19 protein-coding genes and 1 pseudogene are annotated in these 26977 nt (G+C 53.6%); 9 read left to right on the top strand and 11 right to left on the bottom strand.

From position 1 onward, the window contains the following. Nucleotides 1-17: 17 nt before the first annotated feature. The 6 genes from JMJ04_RS14465 to JMJ04_RS14440 all read right to left on the bottom strand — a co-directional run bounded on the left by JMJ04_RS14465 (nt 18) and on the right by JMJ04_RS14440 (nt 8040). Nucleotides 18-1937, bottom strand: coding sequence for a tetratricopeptide repeat protein (locus tag JMJ04_RS14465; protein ID WP_201371171.1), 1920 nt, complete (start codon nt 1935-1937; stop codon nt 18-20). Nucleotides 1938-2282: 345 nt separating this feature from the next. After that, complete coding sequence (locus JMJ04_RS14460; RefSeq protein ID WP_201371170.1) at nt 2283-2507, bottom strand: hypothetical protein; 225 nt, start codon at nt 2505-2507, stop codon at nt 2283-2285. Between the two features lie 143 nt (nt 2508-2650). Next, nucleotides 2651-3280, bottom strand: coding sequence for a pentapeptide repeat-containing protein (locus JMJ04_RS48020; RefSeq protein WP_201371169.1), 630 nt, complete (start codon nt 3278-3280; stop codon nt 2651-2653). Then, complete coding sequence (locus tag JMJ04_RS14450) at nt 3228-4802, bottom strand: IS1182 family transposase (protein WP_201371168.1); 1575 nt, start codon at nt 4800-4802, stop codon at nt 3228-3230. The genes JMJ04_RS48020 and JMJ04_RS14450 overlap by 53 nt, the downstream gene beginning before the upstream one ends. 119 nt (nt 4803-4921) lie before the next feature. Then, complete coding sequence (locus tag JMJ04_RS14445; RefSeq protein ID WP_201371167.1) at nt 4922-5662, bottom strand: hypothetical protein; 741 nt, start codon at nt 5660-5662, stop codon at nt 4922-4924. 38 nt (nt 5663-5700) lie between these two features. Further along, entirely contained in the window at nt 5701-8040 is a 2340-nt protein-coding gene (locus JMJ04_RS14440) for an MMPL family transporter (RefSeq protein ID WP_201371166.1), read from the bottom strand. A 314-nt stretch (nt 8041-8354) separates the two neighbouring features. On the opposite strand from JMJ04_RS14440, the gene JMJ04_RS14435 reads away from it, so the two are divergent. The 9 genes and pseudogenes from JMJ04_RS14435 to JMJ04_RS14390 all read left to right on the top strand — a co-directional run bounded on the left by JMJ04_RS14435 (nt 8355) and on the right by JMJ04_RS14390 (nt 19505). Beyond that, nucleotides 8355-9035, top strand: coding sequence for a response regulator transcription factor (locus JMJ04_RS14435; protein WP_201371165.1), 681 nt, complete (start codon nt 8355-8357; stop codon nt 9033-9035). Then, nucleotides 9032-10453 carry a sensor histidine kinase gene (locus JMJ04_RS14430; RefSeq protein ID WP_201371164.1) on the top strand — a complete coding sequence of 474 codons (1422 nt, stop codon included), beginning with the start codon at nt 9032-9034 and terminating at the stop codon, nt 10451-10453. The genes JMJ04_RS14435 and JMJ04_RS14430 overlap by 4 nt, the downstream gene beginning before the upstream one ends. Before the next feature lie 116 nt (nt 10454-10569). Beyond that, entirely contained in the window at nt 10570-11289 is a 720-nt protein-coding gene (locus JMJ04_RS14425) for a CPBP family intramembrane glutamic endopeptidase (RefSeq protein WP_201371163.1), read from the top strand. 167 nt (nt 11290-11456) lie between these two features. Then, nucleotides 11457-12989: a zinc ribbon domain-containing protein gene (locus tag JMJ04_RS14420; RefSeq protein WP_201371162.1), complete on the top strand. Its 1533-nt coding sequence runs from the start codon at nt 11457-11459 to the stop codon at nt 12987-12989. A gap of 643 nt (nt 12990-13632) precedes the next feature. Next, nucleotides 13633-13869, top strand: coding sequence for a transcriptional regulator (locus JMJ04_RS14415; protein WP_201371161.1), 237 nt, complete (start codon nt 13633-13635; stop codon nt 13867-13869). 536 nt (nt 13870-14405) lie between these two features. Next, nucleotides 14406-15272 carry an acetylglutamate kinase gene (gene argB, locus JMJ04_RS14410; protein ID WP_201371160.1) on the top strand — a complete coding sequence of 289 codons (867 nt, stop codon included), beginning with the start codon at nt 14406-14408 and terminating at the stop codon, nt 15270-15272. 20 nt (nt 15273-15292) lie between these two features. Then, a complete protein-coding gene (argJ, locus tag JMJ04_RS14405; protein WP_201371159.1) occupies nt 15293-16450 on the top strand; it encodes a bifunctional glutamate N-acetyltransferase/amino-acid acetyltransferase ArgJ in 1158 nt (385 codons plus the stop codon). A gap of 152 nt (nt 16451-16602) precedes the next feature. Continuing rightward, entirely contained in the window at nt 16603-17691 is a 1089-nt protein-coding gene (gene argC, locus JMJ04_RS14400; protein WP_201371158.1) for an N-acetyl-gamma-glutamyl-phosphate reductase, read from the top strand. A 1035-nt stretch (nt 17692-18726) separates the two neighbouring features. Then, nucleotides 18727-19505 (top strand): annotated as a pseudogene (locus JMJ04_RS14390) (gamma-glutamyl-gamma-aminobutyrate hydrolase family protein). A gap of 1111 nt (nt 19506-20616) precedes the next feature. Here JMJ04_RS14390 and JMJ04_RS14385 read toward each other — a convergent pair. The 5 genes from JMJ04_RS14385 to JMJ04_RS14365 all read right to left on the bottom strand — a co-directional run bounded on the left by JMJ04_RS14385 (nt 20617) and on the right by JMJ04_RS14365 (nt 26911). Next, complete coding sequence (locus tag JMJ04_RS14385; protein ID WP_201371156.1) at nt 20617-22020, bottom strand: S1C family serine protease; 1404 nt, start codon at nt 22018-22020, stop codon at nt 20617-20619. A gap of 322 nt (nt 22021-22342) precedes the next feature. Then, entirely contained in the window at nt 22343-23194 is an 852-nt protein-coding gene (locus JMJ04_RS14380; protein ID WP_201371155.1) for an ABC transporter ATP-binding protein, read from the bottom strand. A 28-nt stretch (nt 23195-23222) separates the two neighbouring features. After that, nucleotides 23223-24599 carry an ABC transporter permease gene (locus JMJ04_RS14375; protein ID WP_201371154.1) on the bottom strand — a complete coding sequence of 459 codons (1377 nt, stop codon included), beginning with the start codon at nt 24597-24599 and terminating at the stop codon, nt 23223-23225. Between the two features lie 157 nt (nt 24600-24756). Next, nucleotides 24757-26229, bottom strand: coding sequence for a sensor histidine kinase (locus JMJ04_RS14370; protein WP_201371153.1), 1473 nt, complete (start codon nt 26227-26229; stop codon nt 24757-24759). Continuing rightward, on the bottom strand, nt 26216-26911 hold the full coding sequence (locus JMJ04_RS14365; protein WP_201371152.1) for a response regulator transcription factor: 696 nt from the start codon (nt 26909-26911) through the stop codon (nt 26216-26218). Before JMJ04_RS14365 ends, JMJ04_RS14370 begins: the two co-directional genes overlap by 14 nt. Nucleotides 26912-26977 lie beyond the last annotated feature (66 nt).

The following is a 26977-nucleotide window of genomic DNA, read 5'->3' as shown; positions in this document are numbered from 1 at the left end:
CAAACTACTTTTCGGAATTAGATCGCAAGCATGCTGAGCGACGGGCAACCAGGCAGCTTGAACGGTTGGGATATCAGGTGACGCTGACCCCTACTCAGATCGCTTAATCCTGCTTCCAGCATACGAGCTTGCGGATGAGGTTCTCTTGGGTCACTTGACCCACAGGGGGGTGTTTTTGTCTCTTTCTCCAGCTCTTTCAGAGGAATGGCGAGCGTACGTTGGAGGAGCGGTTCAGCCAGCTCATACTTGCCCTGGCTCTTATAGAGATAGGCCAGGTTGCTGAGGCTACTAGCGGTATCGGGGTGCTCAGGACCCAGCACCTTCTCATTTAATTTCACAATGTCATTGTAGATATTCTCAGCTTCTGTATATAAAGCATGATCCTTATCATATGTCGCAACTTTATCAATTAATTTTGCTGTTTCTTGAGTGAGTAATGAGTAGTTACGTATAAGAGAGATGCAAGTTCGTGCATGGGAAAGGTATCGACGGCATTGTTCCCATGTATCTACATCTACTGATGGAAACACCGAACCTACGGCCTGCACCGCTCGTTCCGCCCAGAGATGTTGCATTTTCTTTGACATACTGTCTTTCAAAACAGCTTGAACGAGACGATGAATAGTCAGTGTTTGAGTATCAGGATTGCGATGAAGAAGTGAGTAGCGACCAATAATGCTCATTGACGTGTTGAGTTGCTCTGGGTGAGCTTGCAGTTTTCCGAGATGTGGTCCAAGATGGAGGGCTTCCTTAGTAAAAATTTCTTCGGGAATATCTTCAGCATCAAGAAACGCGCATAGTTGTAGCAGATTTGCAGCAAGAGGATTAGCTTTTTCGATGTTTCGGAAAGAGAGCGACCAGGTCGTTGCAACAGGTTCAGGGTGATTGGGTGGAAGAGAACCTCGGTATTTGAGCATCTCTTGACGATGTAGCTGATAGGTTCTTAGATAAGACGAAAGGCTACATTTCGTCTCTTCAATGTATGCTCCAGCTTGATCTAAGGCAAGGGGAAGGACATCAAGTTCTTGAGCAATCGCTTCCGCCTCAGTTCGGTCTTGTGCTTTTGCACTCTCAAGCGTCTGATGTGTATCAATTCTTTTGGCGCGACGCAAAAGGAGCGTGATGCCTTCGTCTATACTCATTTTTGAAACGTCGAGAGGGTTTGCAAGTGTTCCTACGGCTTGAGCACGTGTGGTGATGAGAAGATGGCCCTTCATATCAGGAGGTAGAAAAGCGTCAATGATGGCGAGATCATCAGCATTGTCTAGGATAAGAAGCCAATGCTCATTCATGGCAAGCCAATGTTTTACCGCATCGGCAATGATGGTCTGATCCTGTTCGCATCTTTCTGGAAGTCGAAGGAGATGGGCAATTTCAACAATGCTTGAGAGAAAGGTTACTGCATCCGTCACACTTGCCCAAAAGATATACTGATACTCGTTGCGATAACGATATGCATATTCCACTGCTATTTGTGTTTTTCCGATGCCACCGAGGCCGCTAATCGCTTGAGCCTGAGTCAGTGCTGTGGCATTCTTCGTCGTCAGTTGCTCACGTAGTTTTCTTATCAGTTCTTCTCGACCTGTAAAAAAAGGATTGCGACGAGGGAAATGATAAGGAAAGGTAGATGTTGAGCATGGTGTTGGAGCTGTTTTAGGTTGTTGGTTTTCTGGTAGATGAATATTAGATGTTGAGGTTTGCGTTGAAGGGAGGGGAAGAAGCCACTGGCAAACAGCAGCTATGACACCAAGTGTAGTCATAATGATTGATGATATTTGTGCCCATTGATTAGAAATCACATTTCCATAACTGAGTATCCAAGCTCCACCGATGAATACAAGGCAAAGCAAAATAAAAGCTATGAAGAAAGAGCGGATTTTCGAAAGAAGTTCTGTTTGTCTTCTTCGGATATGGTTTGGATATTTCTGCTTTTGCATGCATTTCTACATCCTTGCTCTTTTTGTGCTAGAGAATTTATTGTACTGGCTAGATTAAATAAACGCAAGAATATCTATTCTCTCTAATAATTTGAAAGCAAGGTTTGTTTATGGGATAAGTGAAGTTCTAATGGTTTGCCATTGGTGCCAATGGCCGGGATCTATTCGGCTTGTTTGTGGGTGTTTTTGGCTATCCTTATGGAGCTTAAAACCAGGCCTCTTTGTTTGTGCGTGTTGGTGTTCTCTTGCGTAAATTTGTGTGTGTCGCTGTACTAAATGCTGTACTAGCAATGCTGCTGTAGATATTTCTGAGCCTTACGGCTTACGGCTTGCCATTTGATTAGCCTAAGATGGTTTTAGTAGAGTAAGGATGGTATCAAGCTTTTCTTCGATGTTGGTTAAGCGCTCTTTAACGTTGTTCATGTCCTGTCTTAAGCCTTGCGTAGCTCCGACCTGGTCAATAGTAAGTCCCTTGACCATTGTTAGCTCATATGCAATGTTTTGTAAAACGGGTCTATATTCGGCGGTTGTTTGCTCTAAGGCTATGAGTCTCTCTTCTTGGGTTGCCATAGACACCTCCCTTTCGCTAGCCACTCCATTTATTGATCAGCATTATTATACCTTATTTCCTGGTTCTCGTCCTTACTATCTAATATCATGACCTTATTGCGTGCCATGAGACATTTACTTTAGGAATAAATAAAAAGGTGATTTCATTTCGTTTCTTTATCTTGGATCTGTTGTGAATCTAGGGTAGTAGTGTCAGGCGTCTCCGTAGTTGGTTGGCTTCCTTGATCAGAGTTACTGGGTACGGAAGTTACAATATCTTGGGGAAAATAATGATCTACGATCTCAGAGATGGGTACGAATTCAGAGTCTAAATCTTTGTCTATGACAGCGCCTTTGGCTTTAAATTCCTCAAGTTGTGTCTGAGAAAGCCCTATAACACCTTTTAACCATGCTCTTTCCATTGATGCTATATCCTCTAAAATAGCATCGCTTAGGTCAGCTCTTCTCAGATCGGTGCCACTTAAATTGGCTTCGATTAGACTGGCTTTACTCAGATTGGCGTATGCTAGGTTAGCTTCTGTCAAATTGGTTTCGGCCATGTTGGCTTGGATTAGACAAGCACCACGTAGGTCCGCATCTGTAAGGTCGGCATAGCTTAAATTGGCCTCTCGTAAATTAGCATTAACTAGTTTGGTATCGTGTAGGTCCGCGTCTGTAAGGTCGGCATGGCTTAAATTGGCCTCTCGTAAAGAGGCGCCTTCTAGAGAACCGGTCGAGAAATCACGCAGATTCCTGAAGCTCAGCAGAGAGTTGCTGGGAGCGAGCCAGAACATGTAAGTTGTGGACGACGGCGCAGCGGCGCAGATCGAAGAGGTTCTTGCGTTTACCACGATAGCGCGCTCGTCGTCCTTGCCATCGGCCAACATGGGCCAAGGAATGCTCAACGGCCACCCGTTCGCGAAGTTGTGCGCGTCCTTGGGGAGTCTGCTGACGCTGGCGTAACTCGATGAGCAGAGCTTCATCAGGATGAATGCTCACACTACGTCCTTTCGCGCTGGTGGTACATTGGGCTTTCAGCGAACACTGGGCACAGGTATCTTTGGGAAAATGGACAACCCCACCAAGGACAAAGGGCATCTCCTGTTCTGCTGGACAGCGAATGATCTGCTGGTCCCAGTCCAGGATAAATGCCTGTTTCGAGAAGCGCTTCCCCTCGCGGACAGGCCAGGCTTTGCAATAGATTTCGAGTTCATCACTCCGTCCTCGCACGAAATGGCTACTCAAATAGCCCCGGTCGATATGGAGTTCCGTTAAACGCACTCCTTGCAGCTCCAGGTCAGCGTCGATCTCTTTCGTCACGCTGGCTTCTGCCACGTTGGCAGGTGTGATCCCCACCGCACGAATCAGACCCGTATCCAGGTCGTGGAGCACATGGCGTTTGTACCCATCCACACGCACACTCCGGCTTTTGCGCCCATGCCGCATCTCGGCGTCTTCAATACTGATGCGCCGATCTTTCGCGACCCCTTTGATCAGGCTCGCCTTGCCATCCTCATCGTATGCGATATCTTGTGCTTGAATTCGCTGAGCAATCTCCAAGGATGGCTGAGCCAGTTCTTCCTCTTCCTGCGGAAGCGTTTGCACCCACGTTTCCATCGCTTGCAACACACGCAAAACCATGCCCAATGCTTCTTCGCGTTGCCCTGGCTGATCCCAATCCCGATCGAGCTCTGCTTTCAGGCTGCTTCCACAGACCATCTCTGCTCCAGCCTCTTGTGCCACTTCAACCAATCCTCTTCCTTGCTGCTCAGCCACCACGCCCATGAGCTTTTTGAGCGCGTGCCCGATCAGATTAATCGTGTCTTCGACTCTACCTGCTCCCCAGAGCGGGCTGCTGTCCAATGCAGCGCGTAAGGCCCGTGACCCAAACGCCTGGGTGGAGTCGGCCAACTTGATCGTCCGTTCGATGAGTCGTCGATCCATCTGCGCGTCGATGAGACGCTGGCGAAAAGCGACGAACGTTCCTTTGCTGAAAGGGGCCTGATCGGTGTCCAGACAATCCAACACCACCTGCCAGCGCCGATCCATAAGGGTTGCCTCGATCACCTCATCATCGGATACGCCTGTATACGCTTGCAGAATAATCGCCAGGGCGAGTTGCGCGGGAGCGATGGGTGGATGCCCTCGCTTACTTGGCCGATAGAGGGTTGACAGTTCCTGTTGAAACGCATTATCAAACAGTTCATGCCGGTGGGAGCGCAGGAACACAAACAGTTTTGCACATCGTATTCGTTTCACAATCTGCTCTTCTTGTATGGAAAGGCTAACTTCCGGTTGCCAGCATAACGGTTGCATGTATGTCCTCCACCCTCACCTCATGGGAAGCACGAAGACTGCCCATGAGGCCGTTTTCTTTCCTCGATAAGAGGTGGGATAAGCTTACAGTGAGTGGTTTTCCAAGAGGCTCCTTCCTTCTACTTCCATTTCCACGGGCGACTCGAAACGCTCGCCACGGCTGCGATCACCAGGCCAACAACCACAGGTGAAGAGATTTTCTGGTTTGCCTGACTCCAGGTAACCCACGGAGCAACGCCAGGGAACAAGATCATGGCAACGACCGCGCCAGAAAGCCCCGCGCCGATGTTCACACCAAGCCGGATCTTACGCCCAGAGATCAAGCTCCTGTCAGATGGTTTTCTCCAATCATCCGCCACCAGGCGTGGAGCACGCCAGAGGTAGGCGCCGACATGGAGAGCGATCAGCGAGATCCAGAGCAGGACACTGAGGTCATGCAAACGCATGAGCAACCCGGCGTTCGTCGGGCCTGTCACCACGAGACCCATCCCGCTTCCGACCACCAGGAGAGTTGTGACGACGAGCAACGGAGCCAGTAAACGCCTCGGCAAACTGGGCGGACCCTTGCGCACATACGCAGGCGCTCGGGTATAGTAGCGCAGGAAACGGTAACCAGTCGAAGCAAGCTTGACGAGGAGTGGGCAGGAAAGGAGCACGCCGACCACGATATGGATGGCCATCCCCGCGTGCAGGCTCACCGAGCTGATCAGTTCGATCAAGAGAAGCACCAGAAGCACCACGCCAGCCAATGCAGTCATCCGCTCGTTCCCCACAACGCCAGAGCGACCTTCTGCGTTCTCTGCATCCCTGCTGGTCGGTCCTGCCGGACGCCCAGACTCATGGTTGCTCAATGTTTTCATCTTCTCCCTCTTTCATACACGTTCAGGCTCCTCTCTCTCTAGTCCGACTCTCTGCCAGGTTTGGATACGGTCACCAGAACAACGGAGTCTGCCTGTTCTGCGCTTCCCGCCTCCGCCTCCACACGTCGGAAGAGCGGCGCAGGCCACCAGTTCCACCGTCCCAGCAGCACGACCAGCGCGGGGATGAGCAGGGTGCGAATCAGGAACGTATCCATCAGGATGCCTGCTGCAACCCCAAACCCGACCTGGCGTACCTGGTCCGTATTCCCCTGGAATGCCAGCAGAGCAAACGAGCCAGCCAGGATTACCCCTGCCGCCGTAACAGTGCCCCCGGTGCGGCTGATTGCCTCGCGCACCGCTGCCCGTAGGGGTTGCTTGTGCGCCTCCTCGCGGATGCGGCGCATGACCAGGATGTTGTAGTCCGACCCCAGCGCCATCAGGAAGACGAAGAGCAGGAAGGGCAAGATGAACTGCACGCCATCGCTGCTTCCCAGGTGAACAAACAGGAGTGCCACCAGTCCCCAGGCAGCCAGGAAGGAGAGTACGACGCTGACAATGAGGTAGAGCGGCGCGATCACGCTGCGCAGAACAAGTCCGAGCAGCACGGCAATCAAGAGGGCAACAATGGGGATGACCAGACTCAGATCGCTTGCAGAGGTCTGAGTGATATCGTAAGCAACGGCATTGGAACTTACCATCCCGGACTGCGCCGCTCCCGCCGACTGCGCGACCTGGGCTACCGACGTGCGCAGCCCCGGAATGGCGTTGATGGCCGCAGCACTGGTAGAGGGATCCTTCAGAATGGCTATGAATTGGACGGTTTGTCCATCCGCGCTGATATATTGCCCGGTTGCTCGATAGAGATTGTACATCCGTGGCGATACCGAACTCTTGGCCGTGGGTACTGCTGACAGGGCTTGCGGCGCGCCAAGCTCACTGTGCAGTTGCGCTAGCTGCGCCGCTGTGAGCGATACTCCATTGGGATCGAGCGGCCCCAGAATGGTTTGCAGCGCGGGAATCTGGCGCAGCCCTTGCTCGGCAGTAGCCAGGCTGTCGGGATGGTTCCAGACCGAGGTTGAGAACTGCATCAGGATCTTGGCAGGATTCTGGTTTGTATTGGGGTAATGGGCAGCAATCGCTGTGTCACCAGCAGTAGAGTCGGCACCTGCCGGGCCACTGCTCTGCCCGCCAAAGCCACCAAGGCCGACGCCAAGTTGTCCCAGGGCCAGCCCGACAAAGAGCACAATCCCCAGGCCGAGCGTCAAAGCAGGCCGCTGCATGAGGCGCCCTGTCATCCGCCCCCAGAGACTCGCAGCGACGTTTTCGCTCTTCTGGGTCGACGTCGGCCAGAAGACGGCGCGCCCAAAGATTGCCAGCAGCGAGGGCAGGAGCGTCAGCCCGGCCAGCAGCATCAGCGCGATGCCAATAGCCAGGGCCGGACCCAGGCTGCGATAGATGCCAAATTGAGCAATGACCAGCGTCAGCAGGGCAGCAATCACGGTCAAAGCCGAGAAAGTAATCGTTTCGCCAACGGTTTGCACCGCCCGCACGACGGCTTCTTTTGGATCAAGGCCGCGCCGCATTTCCTCCCGGACACGGAAGGTAAGGAAAAGGCCGTAGTCGGTGCCCGCGCCCAGTACCAGCACGATCAGGATCAACTGGGTAATCGCTGCTGGCTGAAGACCCAGATGGTTCACCGCGCCCGCGATGGCCGGACTTGAGAGCAGCAGGACGAGAACAGCGGGAAGAAAAGTGATAAGCGGCGCGAGCAGGGAGCGGAAGGCAACGAATAGGAGCACAATGATCAGAAGAAACGAGAGAACCTGTAAGGCATTCCGGGTATTCTGCGTGGCATTCTGGCTATCCACATTACTGGCAAGCTGCCCGGTGAGATGAAAGGTGAGGCCAGCAGGAGCATTGACCTGCCCAAAGGTATCACGGATAGAATTGACCAGCGTCGCGCCCGTACCTGTGCCGCTCGTTGGCACATCGGCCTGGATCACGGCCTGGCGCGCCTCCCCATCAGGCGAGGTAGACAGATCGCGCACCGTTTTGACATGAGGCATGGCGCGCACCGCCTGCTCAAGCCGATCTATCGCGGCCTGGTCATCGGAGGTCAGCGGGCCAGAGTTGCGTGTGGCCACAAGCGTGGCAGAAGCATACTGGGTATTTTGAAAGGGAGCGGCAAGATTGGCCGCCTGAGAACTTGGCGCACTGGCGGGCAAAAACGTGCTGATCGTCTGGCTGGCGTTATCAGTCACGCTACTCAGCGAAGGAAACGTTCGGACGCACACCACCGTGATCACCAGCCAGGCGACCACGATCAGGTAGCGAAAACGCACGTCAAAACGCCCTAAAGCGGCGTAAACGGTATCCATATGTGAGATTCTCCTCCAAAAAAACTTCTTTTCGATTACTCAGTGCCGATACAAGCAGCCTGGGCGCGCGGGCACCAGGGCTCAAACGTAAGTTGACGCTTATGGGGAAGACCCCTGCGCCTTTCTAAGATGTTCCCCATCGGCGCTATGCCTAAGATAAGCAATGTTCCTGGAGTTGGCATGAAGCAAACATAAAGATTTGATAAAGTGGGGTGGCAGATTGAGAAAGTTGACTCCTATAGAAGCTGAAGCAAAGAGATCAGTATGATATGATCAGGGACAATGAACGCTTATCTCCCATTCAAGGTGCGAACATGGCAACCCGTATTCTCTTGATAGACGATGACCCGAAGATTATCTCACTGCTGCGGCGTGGCCTGGCATACGAAGGCTTTGAGGTCTACACTGCTATGGATGGCGAGTCCGGGCTGGCCGCCGCTCAACAGTACCAGCCACATCTCGCGCTACTCGACATCACCATGCCAGGGACTGATGGCTTCGAGGTCTGCCGCTGCCTGCGACTCCGTGGTGATATCGCGATCATCATGCTGACAGCCCGCGATGATGTCGAGGATAAGGTGAACGCGCTGAATACCGGAGCTGACGATTATGTACCCAAGCCGTTCGCCTTCGATGAACTGGTCGCGCGCATCCGGGCCGTGCTGCGTCGCCAAAACGCTGGTGAGGAGCGCCTGAACTATGCCGACCTGGAAATCAACCGGGCAACACGAGAGGTGCAGCGGGCTGGACAGCCGATAGAACTGACCGCCCTGGAGTACGAACTCCTGGTTTTGTTCCTGTGCCACCCCAGGCAGGTGTTGACCCGCAATCAGATCCTGAGCCGCGTCTGGGGCTACGATGCCGAGACCGAAACAAACGCGCTGGAAGTGCATATCGGTCACCTGCGCCAGAAGTTAGAAGCGGGTGGTGGCTCGCGCCTGATCCAGACAATCCGGGGCATCGGCTATACCCTGAGAGGGGAAGCGCGTCGATGAAGATCCGCACGCGTCTCACGCTCCAATTCATCCTGACCATGGCAGGAATATTAAGCATCTTTAGTGTCACCATTCTGTTGGTTACCGACATCCACCCGGACACGGACATCACAACAGGGATGCAGGAAAGCGCGGTTGAGATCACGAATCAGATTGTCCAACGTCCAGGAGGGCTGTACGCAGTCTCGCGACAAGAACTGGATGCGCTCGCTCCATCCGACATCGCTGTGCAGGTGCAGGACCAGAACGGGAAGGAGTTGGCCAGTTCAACCAGTTGGACAGCCTGGAACCTGCCCACACGTGACCAGACGGCCCAGGGAACGAGAGGCAACACACGTGTGATGAATCTGTACCGTCACGCGGTAATCGTCGGAGGACACGTACAGGGATACATCCTTATCGCTCAATCGGCAAACATCCCCACCAAGAGATCGCTGCTCGGTGTGCTCATCATCGCGGCACTCATAAACACCGTGTTAGGTGGACTGCTGGTCTGGCTGCTGGTACGCCGAGCAACGCGTCCCCTGGAACATCTAGCGGCCACGGCGTCCGAGATTGCCGAGGTCAGCGATCACTCCCTGCGCCTACAGCCAGAAGGACCACGCGATGAGATCAACCGCCTGGCCCACACCATCAACGGCATGCTGCAATCACTTGAGGACGGTTACCAACAAGTACAGGCCGTGAATGAGCTGCAACGCCAATTCCTGGCGGATATCTCGCACGAGCTGCGTACCCCCCTGACGATTATGCTTTCCTCGCTGGATCTGCTGAAAAAGGAGGGAGGCACCGATCCCGACTTCCAGGCCAGCGCGCTAGAAAATATCCGGCTTGAGGCTGAACGCATGGCTCGTATGGTCACACAACTGCTGATTCTGGCGCGCACTGATGCCAGCGCTACCATGACCCGCGAACCGCTGCTCGTCGTAGATATCGTCGATGAAGCTTACCGAAAGGCTCAACCAGCCGACAGCAAGCTCAGCCTCGAGTGCCACGAACTGGATCTGTTGGAGGATGCGGTGGTGCTGGGCAATGCTGATTACCTGAAACAATTGTTTTTGATCCTGCTGGAGAATGCCTTCAAGTACACGCCTGCTGGGGGAAAAGTTATAGTAAGCGGAAGCCTGAACGAAGACACAGTAGCGATTACCGTGGCCGATACAGGTATCGGCATCACGGAAAGCGATCTGGCGCTGGTCTTTCACCGCTTCTACCGCGCCGAAAATGCGCGTTTCCGTTCAGGTATGGGGCTGGGCCTCTCCATTGCGCAGAGCATCGTCGAACAGCACGGAGGCAAAATCACGCTTGCAAGTACAGTAGGGCGGGGCAGCCGCTTCACGGTGCTCTTACCCCTCCTGAACCGAGGGGATATGGGGGTGATGCCGGCTTCGGGAGAGCAAGCCCATACAGGAAAATGACCTGATTGCTCATACAGAGGCTTGTCTTCATCTGATCTTTCACGGAGTGACAGAAAAACGTTGTCGAGGACACTTTCAGCTATTTCTCGACCGGTTCTCTAGCCTGGCTACCAGCTATGTTGAATCCTATGGCTCCCCAGCCCCTCTCAATCCTGGGGCTCTTTGCGCCAGCCATGTCGGCGGTCATTGTGGTATGGTGGGCCCAAGGAAAGGCAGGCGTTGTCGCGCTTTTCAAACGCTATACGATCTGGCGTTTCTCCATTGGCTGGTATCTTTTGGCACTGTTGCTGATGCCCATCATCTACATGATTGCACTCGTCGTCACTCTATTGAGCACCCACGGCTCCTTCGCGAACCTGTTTTTTGCGAATTCGCCGCTCTTTATCCTGGTGGCGTATGTCTACCTCATGGTTATCAACTCGGGGGAGGAGATCGGTTGGCGTGGGTTTGCCCTACCCTTGTTGCAGTCAGTGCTGCCTGGGCCAGTAACAGCGGGCCTGGTGCTTGGTCTCATCTGGGGGCTCTGGCACCTTCCTCTCTACATCAATCCAGAGGTGGCGACGATGCCTTACCCACTCTTTCTTGTGCTTACTGTTGGCCTTTCACTCATTTACACCCATCTCTTCAATAGATCCACGGGCAGCCTGTGGACAGTAGTTATGCTACACGCGGCTACTGATATACTTCCCCGCATCCTCCAGTTAGCACAGGTTGGTCTACAATTCTGGGTCGTTACAACTATCCTGGTCTGGCTTGTAGCGCTCGGCCTATCCTTTCTTCTGCGTAACACGACACCTGTGATAGGGCCTTCAGAGAGTAATCACCAATCATTGTGACAGGATAGGGCTTTAGCCCGCCGCAAGCCACGGTTCTTTAGACCGTGGTGAGGCGTGCTATTGGGCTTGAGCCCTTAGTACAAATAGAACACATGTTTGACAATTTCAAATCAGCAGAGTATTCTCTACGAGAGATACCATATATTTTGTGAGAGGAAGTACTGAAAATGGCAAAAGCCACGAAAGCCATCAGGCAGGCGTTGCACTATCCACCGCAGTATGCTGCCTATTTCGCGGCCAATCAGGCCCTCTTCAATCGTGTCGTCGCTTTTTATTTCGACTGTATTCAGACACACGAGGGTATCCTTTCACTCAAAAACAAGCAGGCCCTCACCGCCTTGGAGAAACTCACCCATACAACGGAGTCTAGTCCCCATCCGGTGATACCGCTCACCGACCTCGCGCCAGATATCCCGGCGATGTTCAGACGTGCCGCCATCAATGCGGCCCTTGGTTCGGCCCGCGCATTTTTTTCTTCCCTCAAAACATGGCGAGCACGTAAGGAGAAACACGAAGCCAAACAAACGAAAAAGCGCAAGAAGAGGCCGTTTCGGGAGCGGCCACCAGTCCCACCCCGATCATGGAACAAGTCAGTTCCCTTCTACGCAAGCCTTTGGCGTGAGCGTCATACTCATGGTATCGTGCTCAAAGTCTGGACCGGCTCGTGCTGGTCCTGGCTCAAAGTCCACCTCCTGGGTCGCGATCTCCCCGATGGGTACGCGATGGGCAGTCCACAGCTTGTTCGCAAGGGGGATCGCTGGTGGTTACATACTCCCATTGAAAAGACCTTCGAGGCTCCCGCAAAGAGCGGAGCGCAACTCACCACCGCCCAGACACGTCTCTGCGCGGTGGATCTCAATCTCGACAAGCATCTCGCTGTGTGCAGCGTCCAGACCGTTGACGGCACCATCCTGGCTACTTCCTTCATCGGGAATGGCACAGCGGTATCGGGCTGTAGGAAACAACTGCTCGGACGCATTGCGCGCAACCGATCTCAGACTGGCATCATTGCCGAGAACGAACAGGACAATGCCGACCTCTGGGCCAAAATCAGGCACGTGGACGAACAGATCGCGCACCTGGTGAGCGCTCGCATTGTCCAGTTCGCTACCAAGCACGAGGCGAGTATTCTCGTCTTCGAGCATCTAGGCAACCTGCGACCAGAGAAGGGCACGTATTCGCGCCGGAGCAATACCAAACGCGCCTACTGGATGAAAGGGCGCATTGTCCGCTACGCAAAGTACAAAGCCTGGCATGCAGGCGGCATCATCACCTGCCGTGTGAATGCGCGCAATACGAGCCGGGAATGCCATCGCTGTCACGCGCTCGTCATTCGCTACAATGAGAGCGAGCCGGTTGAGGGATACACCCCCGGCGCCGCGCTCTGCCTCTGCCCACAATGCCAGATGCGCGATCATGCCGACCGCAATGCCAGTTTGAGAATCGGACAACGCTTGATCGAACGTATGCAAGAACCTCAGAAAGAAAAGCCTCTTACTGCTGTGCGACGTGCAAGCAGAGTCTCGCAAGAGACAGGTGTTGGGATCTCCCAGGATGCCAAACGCCAGATGGGACCATCTATCCCTGCGGCCAGGCGCGGAGATCAGACCAACGGGCATGGCACCGCCCAAGGGAGAAAGCGCCGGATGGGTGCGCCTCTCCCAGATATTGCGTCCCAACTACGGGTTCACTTTGAGTAGTGGCTACGCCACCTGTCTCATGAACCCGACTACGGCGCAGTGTCAGAAGCTGCTCGGCTTTAGCTGATTCGGAGTGTCACAATAGTTACGGTGATGGCATCATCCATCACCGTTTGCCACGCTTCAGCTGCCTTCTCAATCTATTTATACGTGGCTTTCTCTCCCGGCAACAATGCTTTTGTCCACCCTGTTGTTGAGAGAACCTCCTCACCACTCTCCCCAGAGAAAACAACGAAGCGTCTCAACATAGGTCTGGGCGATACCCACAATGTGTAAACCATCCCGGGGCATCCTGCGCAGTGATTGTGAAAAGGGCTTGCCCGATCGCCTCCTGCAAGGCTTCTAGGGTGCGTGCTCCTACCCGGCGGAGAAACGCTTTGAGTTTGGAGAATGCCTCTTCAATTGGTGACAAATCGAGAGAATAGGCGGCCAGCCTCGTTCATAGTCTAGCTCAAATTCACTTTACCCTACACTATCGTACCAGGGGAGGAGAGAGGTTCCATGGCATTATCTGTTTGCAGAAGAGTAACGCTTTAGATGCAGTCCGAGTGGGAAAAGGGGCGTTTTTATTTTAGGGAGAAGGCAAAGATAAGATACAATGGTAAAAGCATACGCTATTTTTTATCGTAGAAGGAACAAGACGTTGCGCCTGCTATTTCAAAATGGACACATTGTCGCGCAGTTCAACGTAATATGGGAAATTTCGTTGCTGATGGATCTCTCCGCCAAAGGTATAGGCTGGGCTTCGATCTACATGGAGGGGAAAGGAGAGCCAATTGGCCGTATTCACACAACAACCCATGAGGTGCAACTATTTGCAGGCAATGACATAAAACATCGGCAAGTCGTCGTGCTCGGGCCAAATTCCCCAACCTCCTAACCGCACGACGCGGCAATATTGGTATTACGTGGCCTACTTGTCCATCCTACGTCGAACTGATTGGCGTAGAGAGACGAAGCAACGTTCGACGTTTGAAAAGGCGAATCCACAAGAGGTCTACCAGAGACGTCCCCATTTGTCAATATCTCTAGCATGATTCCTTGGAAACGTTTCTCACACCCATATAGGTCATTTAACGTCCTGAATTCATGGCGCATTTGTATCATAAAACTTGCCCACGGATGGCTTAAGATGCGTGTCAAGACAATTTTTGAGTCAAACCCCTCAATCATAACTTGGCACAGTATTCTTTTGACACTCTTGCAGGATTCTTTAGTCAGCTACGCTGACTGCAATAGAAAGAACGAAAGAAAAAGGCAGGAGAGGCTATCGCAAAATTCATTGATGATCTTTTGATATCCTCCCTTGCCATCTATACAGTTTTTTGATGGCTTGCGAGGTAGATTTATAGAAAGAGCCTGGAGCAGAGTCTTCGGCAAACAACATTTGAGATATTCTGTAAGGAGTAAGTAGGATTGGCTACTTCATCACTGTCAGCAACAAAACCGTCCTTCAGTGAAAATTCGCTCTCTTCCACAACACACGCAAGCAAAAGTAGACGTACGTTCTCAACCCTCAAGGGCAAAACGTTTGTCGTGAAATTAGGCGGTAGTACACTGGAGCATCAGCGTTCGGTGATACAGGATTGCATCTGCTTACGTACGCTGGGTGCCAGCATTGTCCTGGTGCATGGTGGTGGACCCACGATTAATGAATGGCTCACAAAGTTACATATCCCCATTCGTTTTGATCACGGATTGCGTGTCACCGATGCCCAAACGCTGGAAGTCGTGCGCATGGTCTTGTGCGGTCAAATTAATCAAGAACTGGTGACTATGGCAGCACAACTTGGTGGAGACGCTGTTGGCCTTTGCGGGACTGACGGAAATATCGTGCGGGGACATATAGCGGACAAAAGCCTTGGATTTGTTGGTGAAATCGACGCCATTCATCCCATGCTGGTGCGACAGGTACTCGACGACGGCTATATTCCCATTATCGCGCCGCTGGGGCTGGGACCAGATGGAAGCAGCCTTAATATGAACGCGGATCTGGTGGCTTCACGTCTCGCCGGGGCCTTGCAAGCATCACGCCTGATGTTTTTGAGCAACATTGATGGCATTTATGGCTCAGATGGTTCCCTCATTTCAGAAATGAACGAGGCAGAGGCCCATACCCTCATCGATAGAGGCGTTATCAAAGATGGTATGATCCCGAAGGTGAATGCGTGCCTACATGCACTGGAAGATGTCCCCTGCGTCCAGATTGCGAATGGTTGCACCTCGCATGTACTTCTACATACGTTGGAAGATTTACCACTCGGAACGAAATTTGTACATTAGAAGAAGGGCAAGATAGACACATGCTCGATGAACAACCACGAGGATTTCGCACCTGCGCGAAAAATGTTGGGATTAAGGACACAACGCTGGACTTTACGGTGATTGCCTCAGAAGTCCCTGCTTCGGCTGCCTCGATGTTTACGCAGAACCGATTTTGTGGGGCCGCTATTCACGTCGGTCGTGAACATGTAGCGAATAAGCAATTGCAGGCCTTTGTGATCAATAGCAAAAATGCCAATGTCGCAACCGGCGAGCAGGGGCTTGCCAACATCCGTGAAGTCGTGCGCCTCGTCGCCGAGGAACTGTCTATTGCTCCTGACGACATTTTGCCATCATCGACAGGGGTCATTGGACGACAATTACCAATAGAGAAGATCCGTCGAGGGATTCGAGGGATTGCGCAAGAAATGCGGTCCGGTCAGCTTGAGTTAGCAGCCCGTGCCATCATGACAACCGATACCCACCCGAAAATGCGTAGCTGTCGCATTGGCGACGCGGTGCTTGTGGGCATCGCCAAGGGAGTTGGCATGATCGAGCCTAACATGGCAACCATGCTGAGTTACTTCATGACCGATGCGCAGATTGAGCCGGAATTGCTGCATCAGTACCTGCAAGAGGCCGTGAATATGTCATTCAATATGGTCAGCGTGGATACAGATACCAGTACCAGCGATACCGCCGCAATTATGGCGAATGGTCTGGCAGGGCCCGTAGACCATGAGGCGTTTCGGCAGGCATTGCAACAGATGGCTATCGAGTTAGCGAAAGAACTGGCGCGTGACGGAGAAGGCGCCACAAAACTGATCGAAGTAACGGTTGCGGATGCCGAATCCTTTGCGCAGGCGAAACGTGTCGCGAAATCTGTCGTCAATTCCCCACTGGTCAAGACAGCCATCTTTGGGGCGGACCCGAACTGGGGGCGGATTGCCATGGCTATTGGCAAGTGCGAGGAGCAAACTACTATTGTCCCCGAGAAGGTTTCCATTGCTTTTGAAGATATTCCCGTGTACCTGGGTGGCCCTCTTCGCGATGAAGATCTTGCGCAGGTCAAGACCTACTTAAGCAATGCCGAGATCTGTATTCACATTTCCCTTGGGCTGGGCAACGCCTCTGCAAGTGTCTGGGGATGCGATCTCACAGATGAGTATGTTGCTATTAACGGCAAGTATACCACCTGAGGGATGGCGATGGGAAGGGGGTTTTCCCTCCCGGCCTCTGGCCTTTACGCGTGGTTTCACACACTGCCCTGGTCATCAGGCCCCTGGACTGAGGAAAGAAATGTAAAACGAGCGATTTTGCCTCGGTTGTGCAGAGAGACAAGGGAGAGCAGATGAGAGCCGTTTCGATTGTCAATATTACCAGCTACACCGCATTGGAATTAGTGCGCTTGCTAGCCCAGCACCCTGAGTTTGTGGTTACCTCGGTAACTGGGCGTAGTGTGGTGGGCAAGCGTTTGGAGGAGATTTTTCCGCACCTGCGGGCAATCCTCCCGCCACCCGGCCAGAAAACGCCCGCCGTAGACCCTGCTCTTGTCGTCACCGAAGAACCTGCTCAGACTGAGCTCGCCTTTGTCTGCCTTCCACATGCAGCAGCTGCAACAGCAGTGGTACGTTTAGTCGAGCGCGGAATCAAGGTGGTCGATCTGTCTGCGGATTTTCGCCTCCATGAAAGCAAGGTCTACGAGGCATGGTACACCCACCCCCATCCTGCTCCCGCCCTCCTGGAGAGCGCGGTCTATGGCCTGTGTGAGCGCTATCGTGAGCAGGTGCGCCTTGCACCACTCGTTGCCAATCCCGGCTGTCACTCAACCGCCGCAATCCTGGCACTCACCCCTGCTCTGGCATCTGGCATTGTTGGTCCCAACGTGATCGTTAACTCCATAACTGGCATCAGTGGGGGAGGGCGTACTCCCGTACCCGCCTACCACTACCCAGAAGCGAATGAGGATGTGTGGGCGTATAACCTGGAGGGCCATCGCCATCTGCCAGAAATTGTGCAAGAACTTGAAGCCGCTGCTGCAACCGGTGACCATCCTGTCGAGGGTGGGCTACGGCTGACGTTTGTCCCACATATTGCGCCGATGACGCGTGGCATCCTTTCGACAAGCTATGCCGAGTTGCGAGCAGATGAACATGGAGAGGTTCCAACAAGCGAAGAAATGTGCGCATTGTATCAGGACTTCTATGCGAATGAGCCGTTTGTGCATGTGGTTGACCAAGCGCCACACACCAAGTGGACCGTTGGGAGCAATCATTGTTTTCTCCATCCAATCGTTGATAGGCGCACACAGCGCTTGATTGTTGTCGCTTGCCTGGATAACCTAGTCAAGGGCGCCTCAGGCCAGGCCATTCAAAATGCCAATCTGCTCTGCGGATTCCCAGAGACACTGGGATTGACTGGCCTGAGCATGGTTCCTTAGCTGGTTGTGTCGCAAAATTATTGCGTTGAGCAAATGGAACGAGCAATGGCAGCATGAGCATCATAGTCACAGAGAGAAAGGATTATTTTGGGGGTTCATCCTTTTATGCGTCAAAATCATCAAGTATATCTCTCACTCTATGCGTATTATTCTCGCCGTGCTGCGAATCATATGCGGATTCTTGAGCGTATTTTTATGCGTTCGCTTGGGGTCTATACACCTCTTTGATGCGCATCCGCCGATAATAGAAATAGCTTGAGAATGCTTCTAGAGAGGCCATGGCAGCTGGGGAGAGGAAGCGTTTCTCGGGTGGAAGTGTTCGTGCCTTCAAGGCACGTGAACAGACATGCGTTGAAACGGTTGTTGTGTTGCATGTGGAGAGAGAAAGAATCCCCTCATCAGTGAAAGAGGCATTTCAAGATTACTATGATGAATTTGGTATTGCTTACCAATGTCGTCGAACTCTTGGCAGTGATTGTACTCCCTCTATTGATTCCCTATGCTTCTGGAGTTATGGCCTCGAAGACGCGCCATGATTGGACGCATGGTTGGATCTTGGCTATATCCCTGGTATGCTGTTTACTGCTGTGTAGTGAACACGTCGAGCAGCGTGGCACGACAACACCAATATGGTCGTTGCCACATGCCTCTCTGGCGAGATGCAGTAACATCCCGGCGGGGATGGAAATCCGTTTGATGCTTTGGAATGGAAGAAGATGCGTTTCGTTACCAACGGCTTGGGAATGATGACGCTTCACACATCACATGCATGGGCGATCCTTCTCATGCCGTGGCAAAGACAACGCAAAGATCGTGTTGATGTGCATTCACCACGTTAACACCAGCACGTCCCTTGACGAGTATGCAGTTTCCATCATGAGCTGGCGGTGACAGAGCAACAGAGCAGGTTGTAAGAAGCTTGTCTTCGCTCAATGAAGCAGGAACAGCTACCCAGGAGTGCAGCGCCCCAAATAGACCGTTTTGTGTTTCGCTTTTTTCTTCTTCAGCAGAGAGAATGCTCAGGAGTAACTACTTATGTATCCAGTAATCGGTATCCCTTGCCGCTCAGGAGTAGGGGCCGAATCGGATCGACCCATTTTCTATAATAACATCGCATATATACGAGCAGTGGAAGCAGCAGGTGGTATCCCTCTTCTCATACCAATCATCGATGATCTTGCTAGACTGCAGACCCTCCTCCCTCGCTTAGATGGCCTGCTGCTCTCGGGGGCACAGACGTGCATCCCTACTATTACCACGAGGAACCTCATCCCATGCTGGGGAAAACCAATCCACTACTTGATGCATTGGAACTGGAATTGGTGCGCTGGGTTGTCAGAGACAATCTCCCAACGCTGGGCATTTGTCGTGGGATGCAGATATTAAATGTGGGTCTAGGCGGGACCCTCTATCAGGATCTGGAGGCGCAGTACCCAGAGAGTTTGAAGCACGCCAACTGGGAATTGCCGCGCAACCAAGTGGTCCACCGGGTGAAGGTGCTGGAAGAGAGCCGCATGGGCTCTCTCCTGGGAAAATACGATCTGGGCGTCAATAGCCTGCACCATCAGGCGGTAAAGCGCCCAGGCTCGGGCGTCATTCTTAGTGGATATACTCAAGACGGTGTGGCGGAACTGTTGGAAGTGCCTGATCATCACTTTCTGGTTGCGATCCAGTGTCATCCTGAAGAGATCTGGCAGGATGAGCCTGCGTGGAAACATCTCTTTACGACCTTTCTGCAAGCATGCTCCACACCTCATAGAAAGCAGATTCATCCGATCAAGACGATGCTCACGGTCAGTGCCAAGTCGGCATAGCTTTGTTGCCATTTCGAGAACGTCTGCACGCCTGAAGCCGAAGGAACACATCAATCACGGTTCGCATATTCTGGATCGTGGCGACTCTCCTGCTGGCTCCCAGGACTGTCATGATGGCATCGGTGTAATTGGTCCAACGTGAATTGCATTCAGCGAGATAGAGCGCTGATGCTTGCTTGCGCTGCTGTCTGAGGTATTGCTCACGAGTCCCAGGAATCATGAGGTCAATGTTAGCGATGCAACATAGCGTGTTGAAGGGGATGCCACAACGTGCGGCAGTGTACACGCAACCGTCGTCCTTCACGGTAGTCGGCAGGAGGTGGAAAAATCGTGCTCATGCCATCTTCTCTCGGCGGTTTGGCAACATTCTTTAGCTAGCTACACTGACCTCAATAAGGTCGACGAGTGGGACCAGATGATGCGGGTAGGCTTCCTGCTTGCTCAACGGCTCATCCACAGCATGCGCGACCCAGCGTCTTCCCCGTCCTCGCGTTAGGTCTCCAGCAGACGGGGAAATGGGAGCAAAGGGAGGAAGGACGACGAACCACCGGTCGCACCTGAGCTTGATCCCCATCGAGAAGGTATTTTCTGGTCACAATGATATTCTCGTCTCTACGCCGAAATCGAGTGCAGATTATGCCCCATTTGAACAGACCATTGATACTCCAACAGGCATTCCTGTATCGCAACGACGCCCAGGACCAGACGCGCCATCATGGAAAATCCCTGGTTCCGAATGGTCGAACGTAATACGCCGTGTTGTTGAGAACCAAGAACCACTGCGCAAGGTTGCTAGTGATTATGGTGTTTCGCATGAGACGGTTCGACGCGTGATCAATGCTGCTCAGAAGAGAATAAGCTAAGCCATTTATGCACCGGGACCTCGAAGGCAGATTGAGTTTCACCCCACTTCGTATGAAAGAACGCTTGATCTGTTGACCGAGTTCGGTGAAGGCCGGGGTCCACATCTCTTCATGAGAGAGAGGGACTAGCGCTGAAGAGTGGAAGAGGCATGAGCAGTTTCCCTTCCCTTTCCATTTTCTGTTGACGATAACGCGTACCAATGTGTATCATGTCGCACTTTCGGCTCGTTTCGTTCAGAATTAGCGCTCTAGCCAACTGGCAGTTCACCCAGAGGGATATTGAGCGTTACCTGTTGGGTACCGCGATAGATTTTCACTGCGACTACATCGCCTGGCTTGTGTTGGAGCAGGGCCGTGCTCAGATCACTGGCGCTCTTGACGCTTCTGTTGCCCAGTTGCACAATCACATCGCCTGTTTTCATGCCAGCTGAAGCAGCTGGTCCAGAAGAGGTGACGTTTACAACCATGACCCCAGAAGTAACGCTGAGGTGATTCTTCGCCGCTACCTGTTGATCCACATTGGTGACTATCACCCCCAGGATAGAACGGCCAGTATGGGTGACATGGCCATCGGCGATCATCTGTTGGGCGATAAAGTTGATGCGATTCACCGGAATGGCGAAACCCAAACCATTTGCGGGGGTGTTAAACTCGGTATCGATCGCGTTCAGCGTGGGTATCCCGATCAGGTTGCCCTGCATATCGAGCAGTGCGCCGCCGCTATTGCCGGGGTTGATAGGCGCGTCCGTCTGAATGGCATCGGGCAGAATTGGTCCTTTCTGACCCTCAGAAACGTTGCGATTGAGTGCGCTCACAATGCCGCTCGTCACCGTCTCTGCGTTGCCCAGTGGGCTTCCAATGGCCAGAACGCTTTGCCCAACACGCAATTTGGACGAATCACCCAGATGCATCGTCGTCAGGCCAGAGACAGGGGGGGTGATTTTAATCACGGCCAGGTCATCCGCCGGATCGGTCCCCACCACGGTCGCGGGCAGCATGGTACCATTTGCGAGCGTCACCTGGACGGTGCTTGCCCCTGCAACCACATGGTTATTGGTGACGATATATCCGCGTCCATCGATAATCACGCCCGAACCCAACACCTGCTGGCCCGGACTGCTCACGTGAACCTGCACAACTCCTGGCTGTACTTTGCTGATGACCGCTTCGCGCACGGCATCCGCGTTGTTGCCGGTCAGTGCTGGCACGGTTACGTTGGAGCTCGCGCCAGGCTGGAGCGTGCTCGTGCTTGAGGGCGAGAGCGCAGTGCCGCCGGTGTGCCCGAACTGCCAGCCTGCGAAGAGTCCAACCGCGAAGACCAGGGCCAGCAAGGACGTCAGGGCGATCAACGCGCTGGTGCGCAGTCCTGAGCGCCGGGGTTGGACTGGCTGGTTGGCAAGCATCCCAGGCTGTGTACCCAGCATGCCTGGCTGAGCCGCTGGCTCGGTGGGGGCCGAGGAGGGCAGCCCAGCAGGCGTGGCGGGTGGAGAAGCATGTCCGAAGGTGTTCGCACCTGGAGGGCGATGGGTCGGCCCTGGTTGTGCCTCAAACGACCTGCTCTCCCAGTCTTCCGGTGTTTCCTGGGCGGATTGCTCATGATTGGTTCGTTCATTGATAGTTGGCCGCAACAGATGCTCATCTATAGGTTGCATACGTTCTTCTTCTCCTTATGATGACCCTTTTTTCGTATCCTTCAGTTTTTTACGTCTCTCGTCGGGAACTATATGTGATATGTGCGCACCTCCCGGCGCTATCCGTATGGCTCTCTTCTCGATACACCAGCCTTCTTCCCGCTGACTGGCCGCCTGCGGTTGCGTCACATACAAAGGCCTGATGGCACAATAGAGCGAGAGAGACGCTCAAACGGTTCCTTTCCAGAAGGGGTGAGGTTCCCTTTTTCGCCTCTTCCTCCCGCCCTCCGGCGACCAATAGGATTTGGTGGAGGGCGGGATACAGCAGAAGCCACTCAGTGCTTTATCGCTTGTGACCTTTCTTCTTCTTCTGTGGTAATGATCTGCTGTTGACTGGCCGCACGTAGTTCTCCATCGTTTTGATCTGTCCATCCTCCATTTCCATACGCACATCCGCGACTTCCGCAATACTGCGGTCATGCGTCACCACGATTACCGTCCTCCCTTGTTCAGCAAGCTGCTTCAATAACTGAATAATCAGTTTGCCGTTGCGCGAGTCCACATTGCCGGTTGGTTCGTCGGCCAGGATCACCCTGGGATTGTTGGCCAGCGCGCGGGCGATAGCCACGCGCTGCTGTTGTCCACCGGATAACTTGCCTGGTTTATGCGTGTGCCGATTCTCATCGAGGCCGACTCGTCTGAGCAAGGTATGTGCGCGTTCGTGCAGATCGGCGTTCGTCATGCCTCCCTTGAGTTCCATGGGCAGCATCACGTTTTCGAGCGCGGTTAGGCCGGGGATGAGGTGGAAGGATTGAAACACGAAGCCGAGCTTTTGCCTTCTGAAGCGGTGCTCCTGTCCACCTGAGAGCTTTTTGACATCTACTCCGTCAATCAACAGTTCCCCCGAGGTGGGCTTATCCAGTCCGCCCAACAGATAGAGGAGCGTGGATTTTCCACACCCGCTGGGTCCCAGAATCGCGATAAATTGTCCCTCGGTAAAGGCAAAGCTGACCTCATCAACCGCTTGAATCACCTCACCTGCGAACCGAAAGGATTTGCTCAATCCTTCGGCAACAACGGTCACCGTTGGCAGGGTTGGGCCTGGTTGCTCTGGTTGCTCTGGCTGTTGTTCCGCAGGCAGTGCCAGGTCCAGTTGCGCGTGTGTGTGTTCCACAGAAAAGAATTCTGCATCCATAAGCAATGATCTCCTCTCTTCAAATCGTTTAATGACTGGCTTTTCTCAAGACCTCGGCGGGCTTGATATGGGAGACGAACCAAGTGGGGATCAGGCTCGTGAGGAGTGCCAGCCCGATGCCTACTCCCACGATAATCAGCAGCGTCTGGGCATTCAGTGTGGCTGCTGCCAGGTGCACATCGCTCAGATGATTTGACGCTGTTGAGCTTGACGTCACGCCATTGATGATCAAACCAGGACCAGAGGATTGGTTCGGACCAGGAGCACTGGCATTTGCTAGCGCGGACGCATCAATATCGAACTTCTGGGAGATCAAAGGTCCCACGGTTACGAGCAGGAGAACGGCCAGCGCTGCTGCCGTGGCGCTCAATGCCGCGATTTCCGTCCAGAACTGTCTGAGGACCTGCAAGTGGGAGGCGCCGATGGTCTTGAGGATGGCGATCTCCGCCGTGCGCTCGCGCACCAGCATCAGGACCGCGAAAACGATGACAGCTGCCGCGATGAGAAACGAGACGAACAGGGCGACCTGGATGCTGTTTTGCGCCACCTGGAGCGCCTGAAACACGTTGCTGTACGGGGCATCCTGAGGGACAACATCGAACGCCTTCCCCAGTGAACTGCGCAGCCTGGCCGCGACGGCCTCAACCTGCTCGTAACTGGCCGCGTTGAGCGTCACGTTATCCACGCCATTGATGCCAAACACCCTCTGCATGGTCGCCATCGGCAGGATCACGCTACTGCCCGAGAATTGATTTGTCGTGGTATAGAGCCCGATGAGCGTGAAGGTGGTCCCGTGTAATTTGAAGGTTGCGCCAACGTGCAGGTTATTGGCCTTCGCCACATCCTTATCCATCAATGCCACATTGGCGTTGGCATCGCTGGCTCGGAAGCCGCGTCCGGAAACGAGCGTGGGCGTATCGCCTCCTACCAGAGTAAAATGGGTGGAGTCAGTGGGAATACCATTGATCATCACAGGGACGCTCCCTTGCTGCCCATCCGGCGTGGTGATCGCACTGCCTTTGAGAGCCCTTTCCATGTCTGGACGTGCCAGGCTCTCCTGCACATTCGCGACCCCCTGGGTCTTCCTGATCTTCGCGACTGCGCTATTTGGAATGGGTGTGGGACCATTCCCGGCCAAGGAAGGCCCGTTCCCATTCCCTGTGGATGGACCGCTTATGACTGGCCCGCCGCTTTGCTGCGCGTTTCTGGCATCGTTGGACGCGTAATTTACCGTAATACCCGTCCCTACCTTCTTATGCATTGTGGCGAGTTCCTGTTGCGAGTTTGCGCTCAGGGTCACCATTGCTGCGACAAACATCAGGCTCGTCCCCAGGAGTATGACCACGAGAATCATCCTGAGCGGGTTGCGAAGCACGTTCCTGATGCTCCGTATGACGAGTTTCATGAAAAAACTCCTTTTCTTATCTTACACTGGCTATTCATGAAGAAAATCATGAAAGAGAAGAAACGGCTTCTCTCTGCCATACATAGGATAGGTGATCGAAGTGAGGAAAGTGCGAGGAAAGTGCGAGGAAATGGTAAGGATCAGGTGCGGTGAGCCATCAGCACCTGATCCCTGGTGAAAACCGCTCTTTGGAGATGAAAGCGACGGGGAAAAGATCCTGATGCGCGGGGGCGAGGGCCGTGACGGGTAGCGTAAACGTAAAACAGGTACCCTTCCCTACCTGACTCTCGACAGTTACCTGGCCGCCGTGAGCCTGGACCACCTGCTTGACGATAGCCAGACCCAGCCCGGTGCCACCGGTGGCGCGGGCGCGGGAGAAGTCAGCGCGATAGAAACGCTCGAAGAGGTAGGGGAGGTGTTCAGGCGCAATACCAACCCCGGTATCCCGCACGCTTATGTGGACTTCCGCTTCGCTGAGACAGGCGGCGAGACAGATCTCTCCCTGGCTGGGAGTGTGCCTGATGGCATTGCTTAACAGATTGCGCAAAATCTGAGCGACCCGTTCCTGGTCGGCTTCGATATGGGGGAGATCGGAGGGAATAGACACATGCAGCGTCAGCTGTTTCTCTGCCAGGTGTGGCTGGACGATCTGGACCGCCTGGCTCGCGACATCTGCAAGCTCGATTGGCTGGCGCGTCAGGTGCAGTTGGCCAGCCTCGGCCAGGGAGACATCCTGCAGATCGGCTACCAGCCGGTTCAACAGAGAGGTCTCTTCATAGAGCGAGGCGAGGGTCTCCGGCGTTGGCTCGAGCACCTGATCCTGGAGGAGTTCCAGATAGCCTCGAATGTTCATCAGAGGGTTGCGTAGTTCGTGAGCCACATCGCTGACTAAGTTGCGGCGCAATTGCTCCGAGCGGCTCAGGCTATCAGCCATCGCATTGAAGGCATGAGCGAGCGCTCCGATTTCGCCTCTGGTTGTGATGGAAACCCGCTGGCTCAGGTCGCCTTGCTCCATCCGTTCGGCAATCGTCTTGAGCGTATGGAGCGGTTTCAGAATCGTCTGGGCAAACACCAGGGCCAGCAGCAGAGCAGTGAGCCCGGCGATGAGGATGGCCAGCCAGAGCGATTGATTCACGGATGTCAGAAAGCTTGCTTCTGGTGAGTTATCGGTGAATGAAACGATGCTCTGAAACGAGGTAACGACGCCCTGGCCGGGAGGCTGAGACGACAGATCCGTGGGAATATAGAGCGGTGCTGAGAGTAGAGAAGGGGTGCCAGAGGAGGAAGAGTATGAGGTAATAGAAAGCTCTGGTCCTGGAGGAAGCGCCTGCCCAATGAGTATGCGCTCTGAATCGGCGATGACAAGCCTTTGATGATCGAACAGGACGATACGCCGGTGCGAGCTGCGCGCCAACTGTTCTGCCAGATTTTGCAACGCTGATTGGCTCTGATGCTGAGTGTAGGCAGTGAGCATCGTCGAGATGAGCTGCTGGTCGTCCTTGGCCTCATTGTAGATCTGCAAGTTATTAGTTGTCGCCTGGCTGGCAAACAGTGCGACGGTGCCCACCGCTACCATGACCACCAGCATAAACATGAAAATGAGGCGGAAACGCAGGCTATGCAACATCATTCGCTCTCCTCAATGTATAGCCGACGCCGTGTACGGTCTGGATGTACGAGGACTGCTCGGAATGAGTGCCGATTTTCTTGCGCAAATTTCCCAGATGAAAGTCTATAGCGCGATCAAAGCCATCATAGTTTGAGCCGCAGACCCGTTCCACCAACTCCTCACGGCTAAAGATCCGGCCAGGGTTGCGGACAAACGTCTCAAGGAGCTTGAACTCTTTGGGGGTGAGGCGGATCGCTTTCCCGCTGAGCCAGACCTCGTGCCTCTGCACGTTGATCACGAGATCGCGAAAATGCAGCGTTGCGGGACGTTCCTCAGACTGGTACGTCCGGCGGAGCACGACGCGCACACGCGCGACCAGCTCACGCAGGCTGAATGGTTTGGTCAGGTAATCATCTACGCCCAGGTTCAATCCCAGGAGTTTATCATCTTCCGTGGCTTTGGCGGTCAACATAATCACTGGAATAGTGGATTCTGAGCGCACAATCCGGCAGAGGTCGAGGCCGCCAACATGCGGTAACATCCAATCAAGAATAATCAGGTCAGGAGCCTCACTCCGAGTCAATGCCAGGGCTTCAATCCCGTCATACGCTTCTAGCGTCTCGAAATGTTCGTTTTTCAGGGATAGTCGGATCAAATCCACCGTTTTTTTATCGTCATCAACAACAAGAATTTTGTATTTCATGGTTCTACCTCAGATTGTGTGAGCGTTTTTCAATGAGAGCCTGGAACTAAGAACGAGATGGACCGG

This window comes from Ktedonobacter robiniae (assembly GCF_016587375.1).
GTDB classification, from domain to species: Bacteria; Chloroflexota; Ktedonobacteria; order Ktedonobacterales; family Ktedonobacteraceae; genus Ktedonobacter; species Ktedonobacter robiniae.
This window is presented reverse-complemented; position numbering and strand designations above follow the sequence as displayed.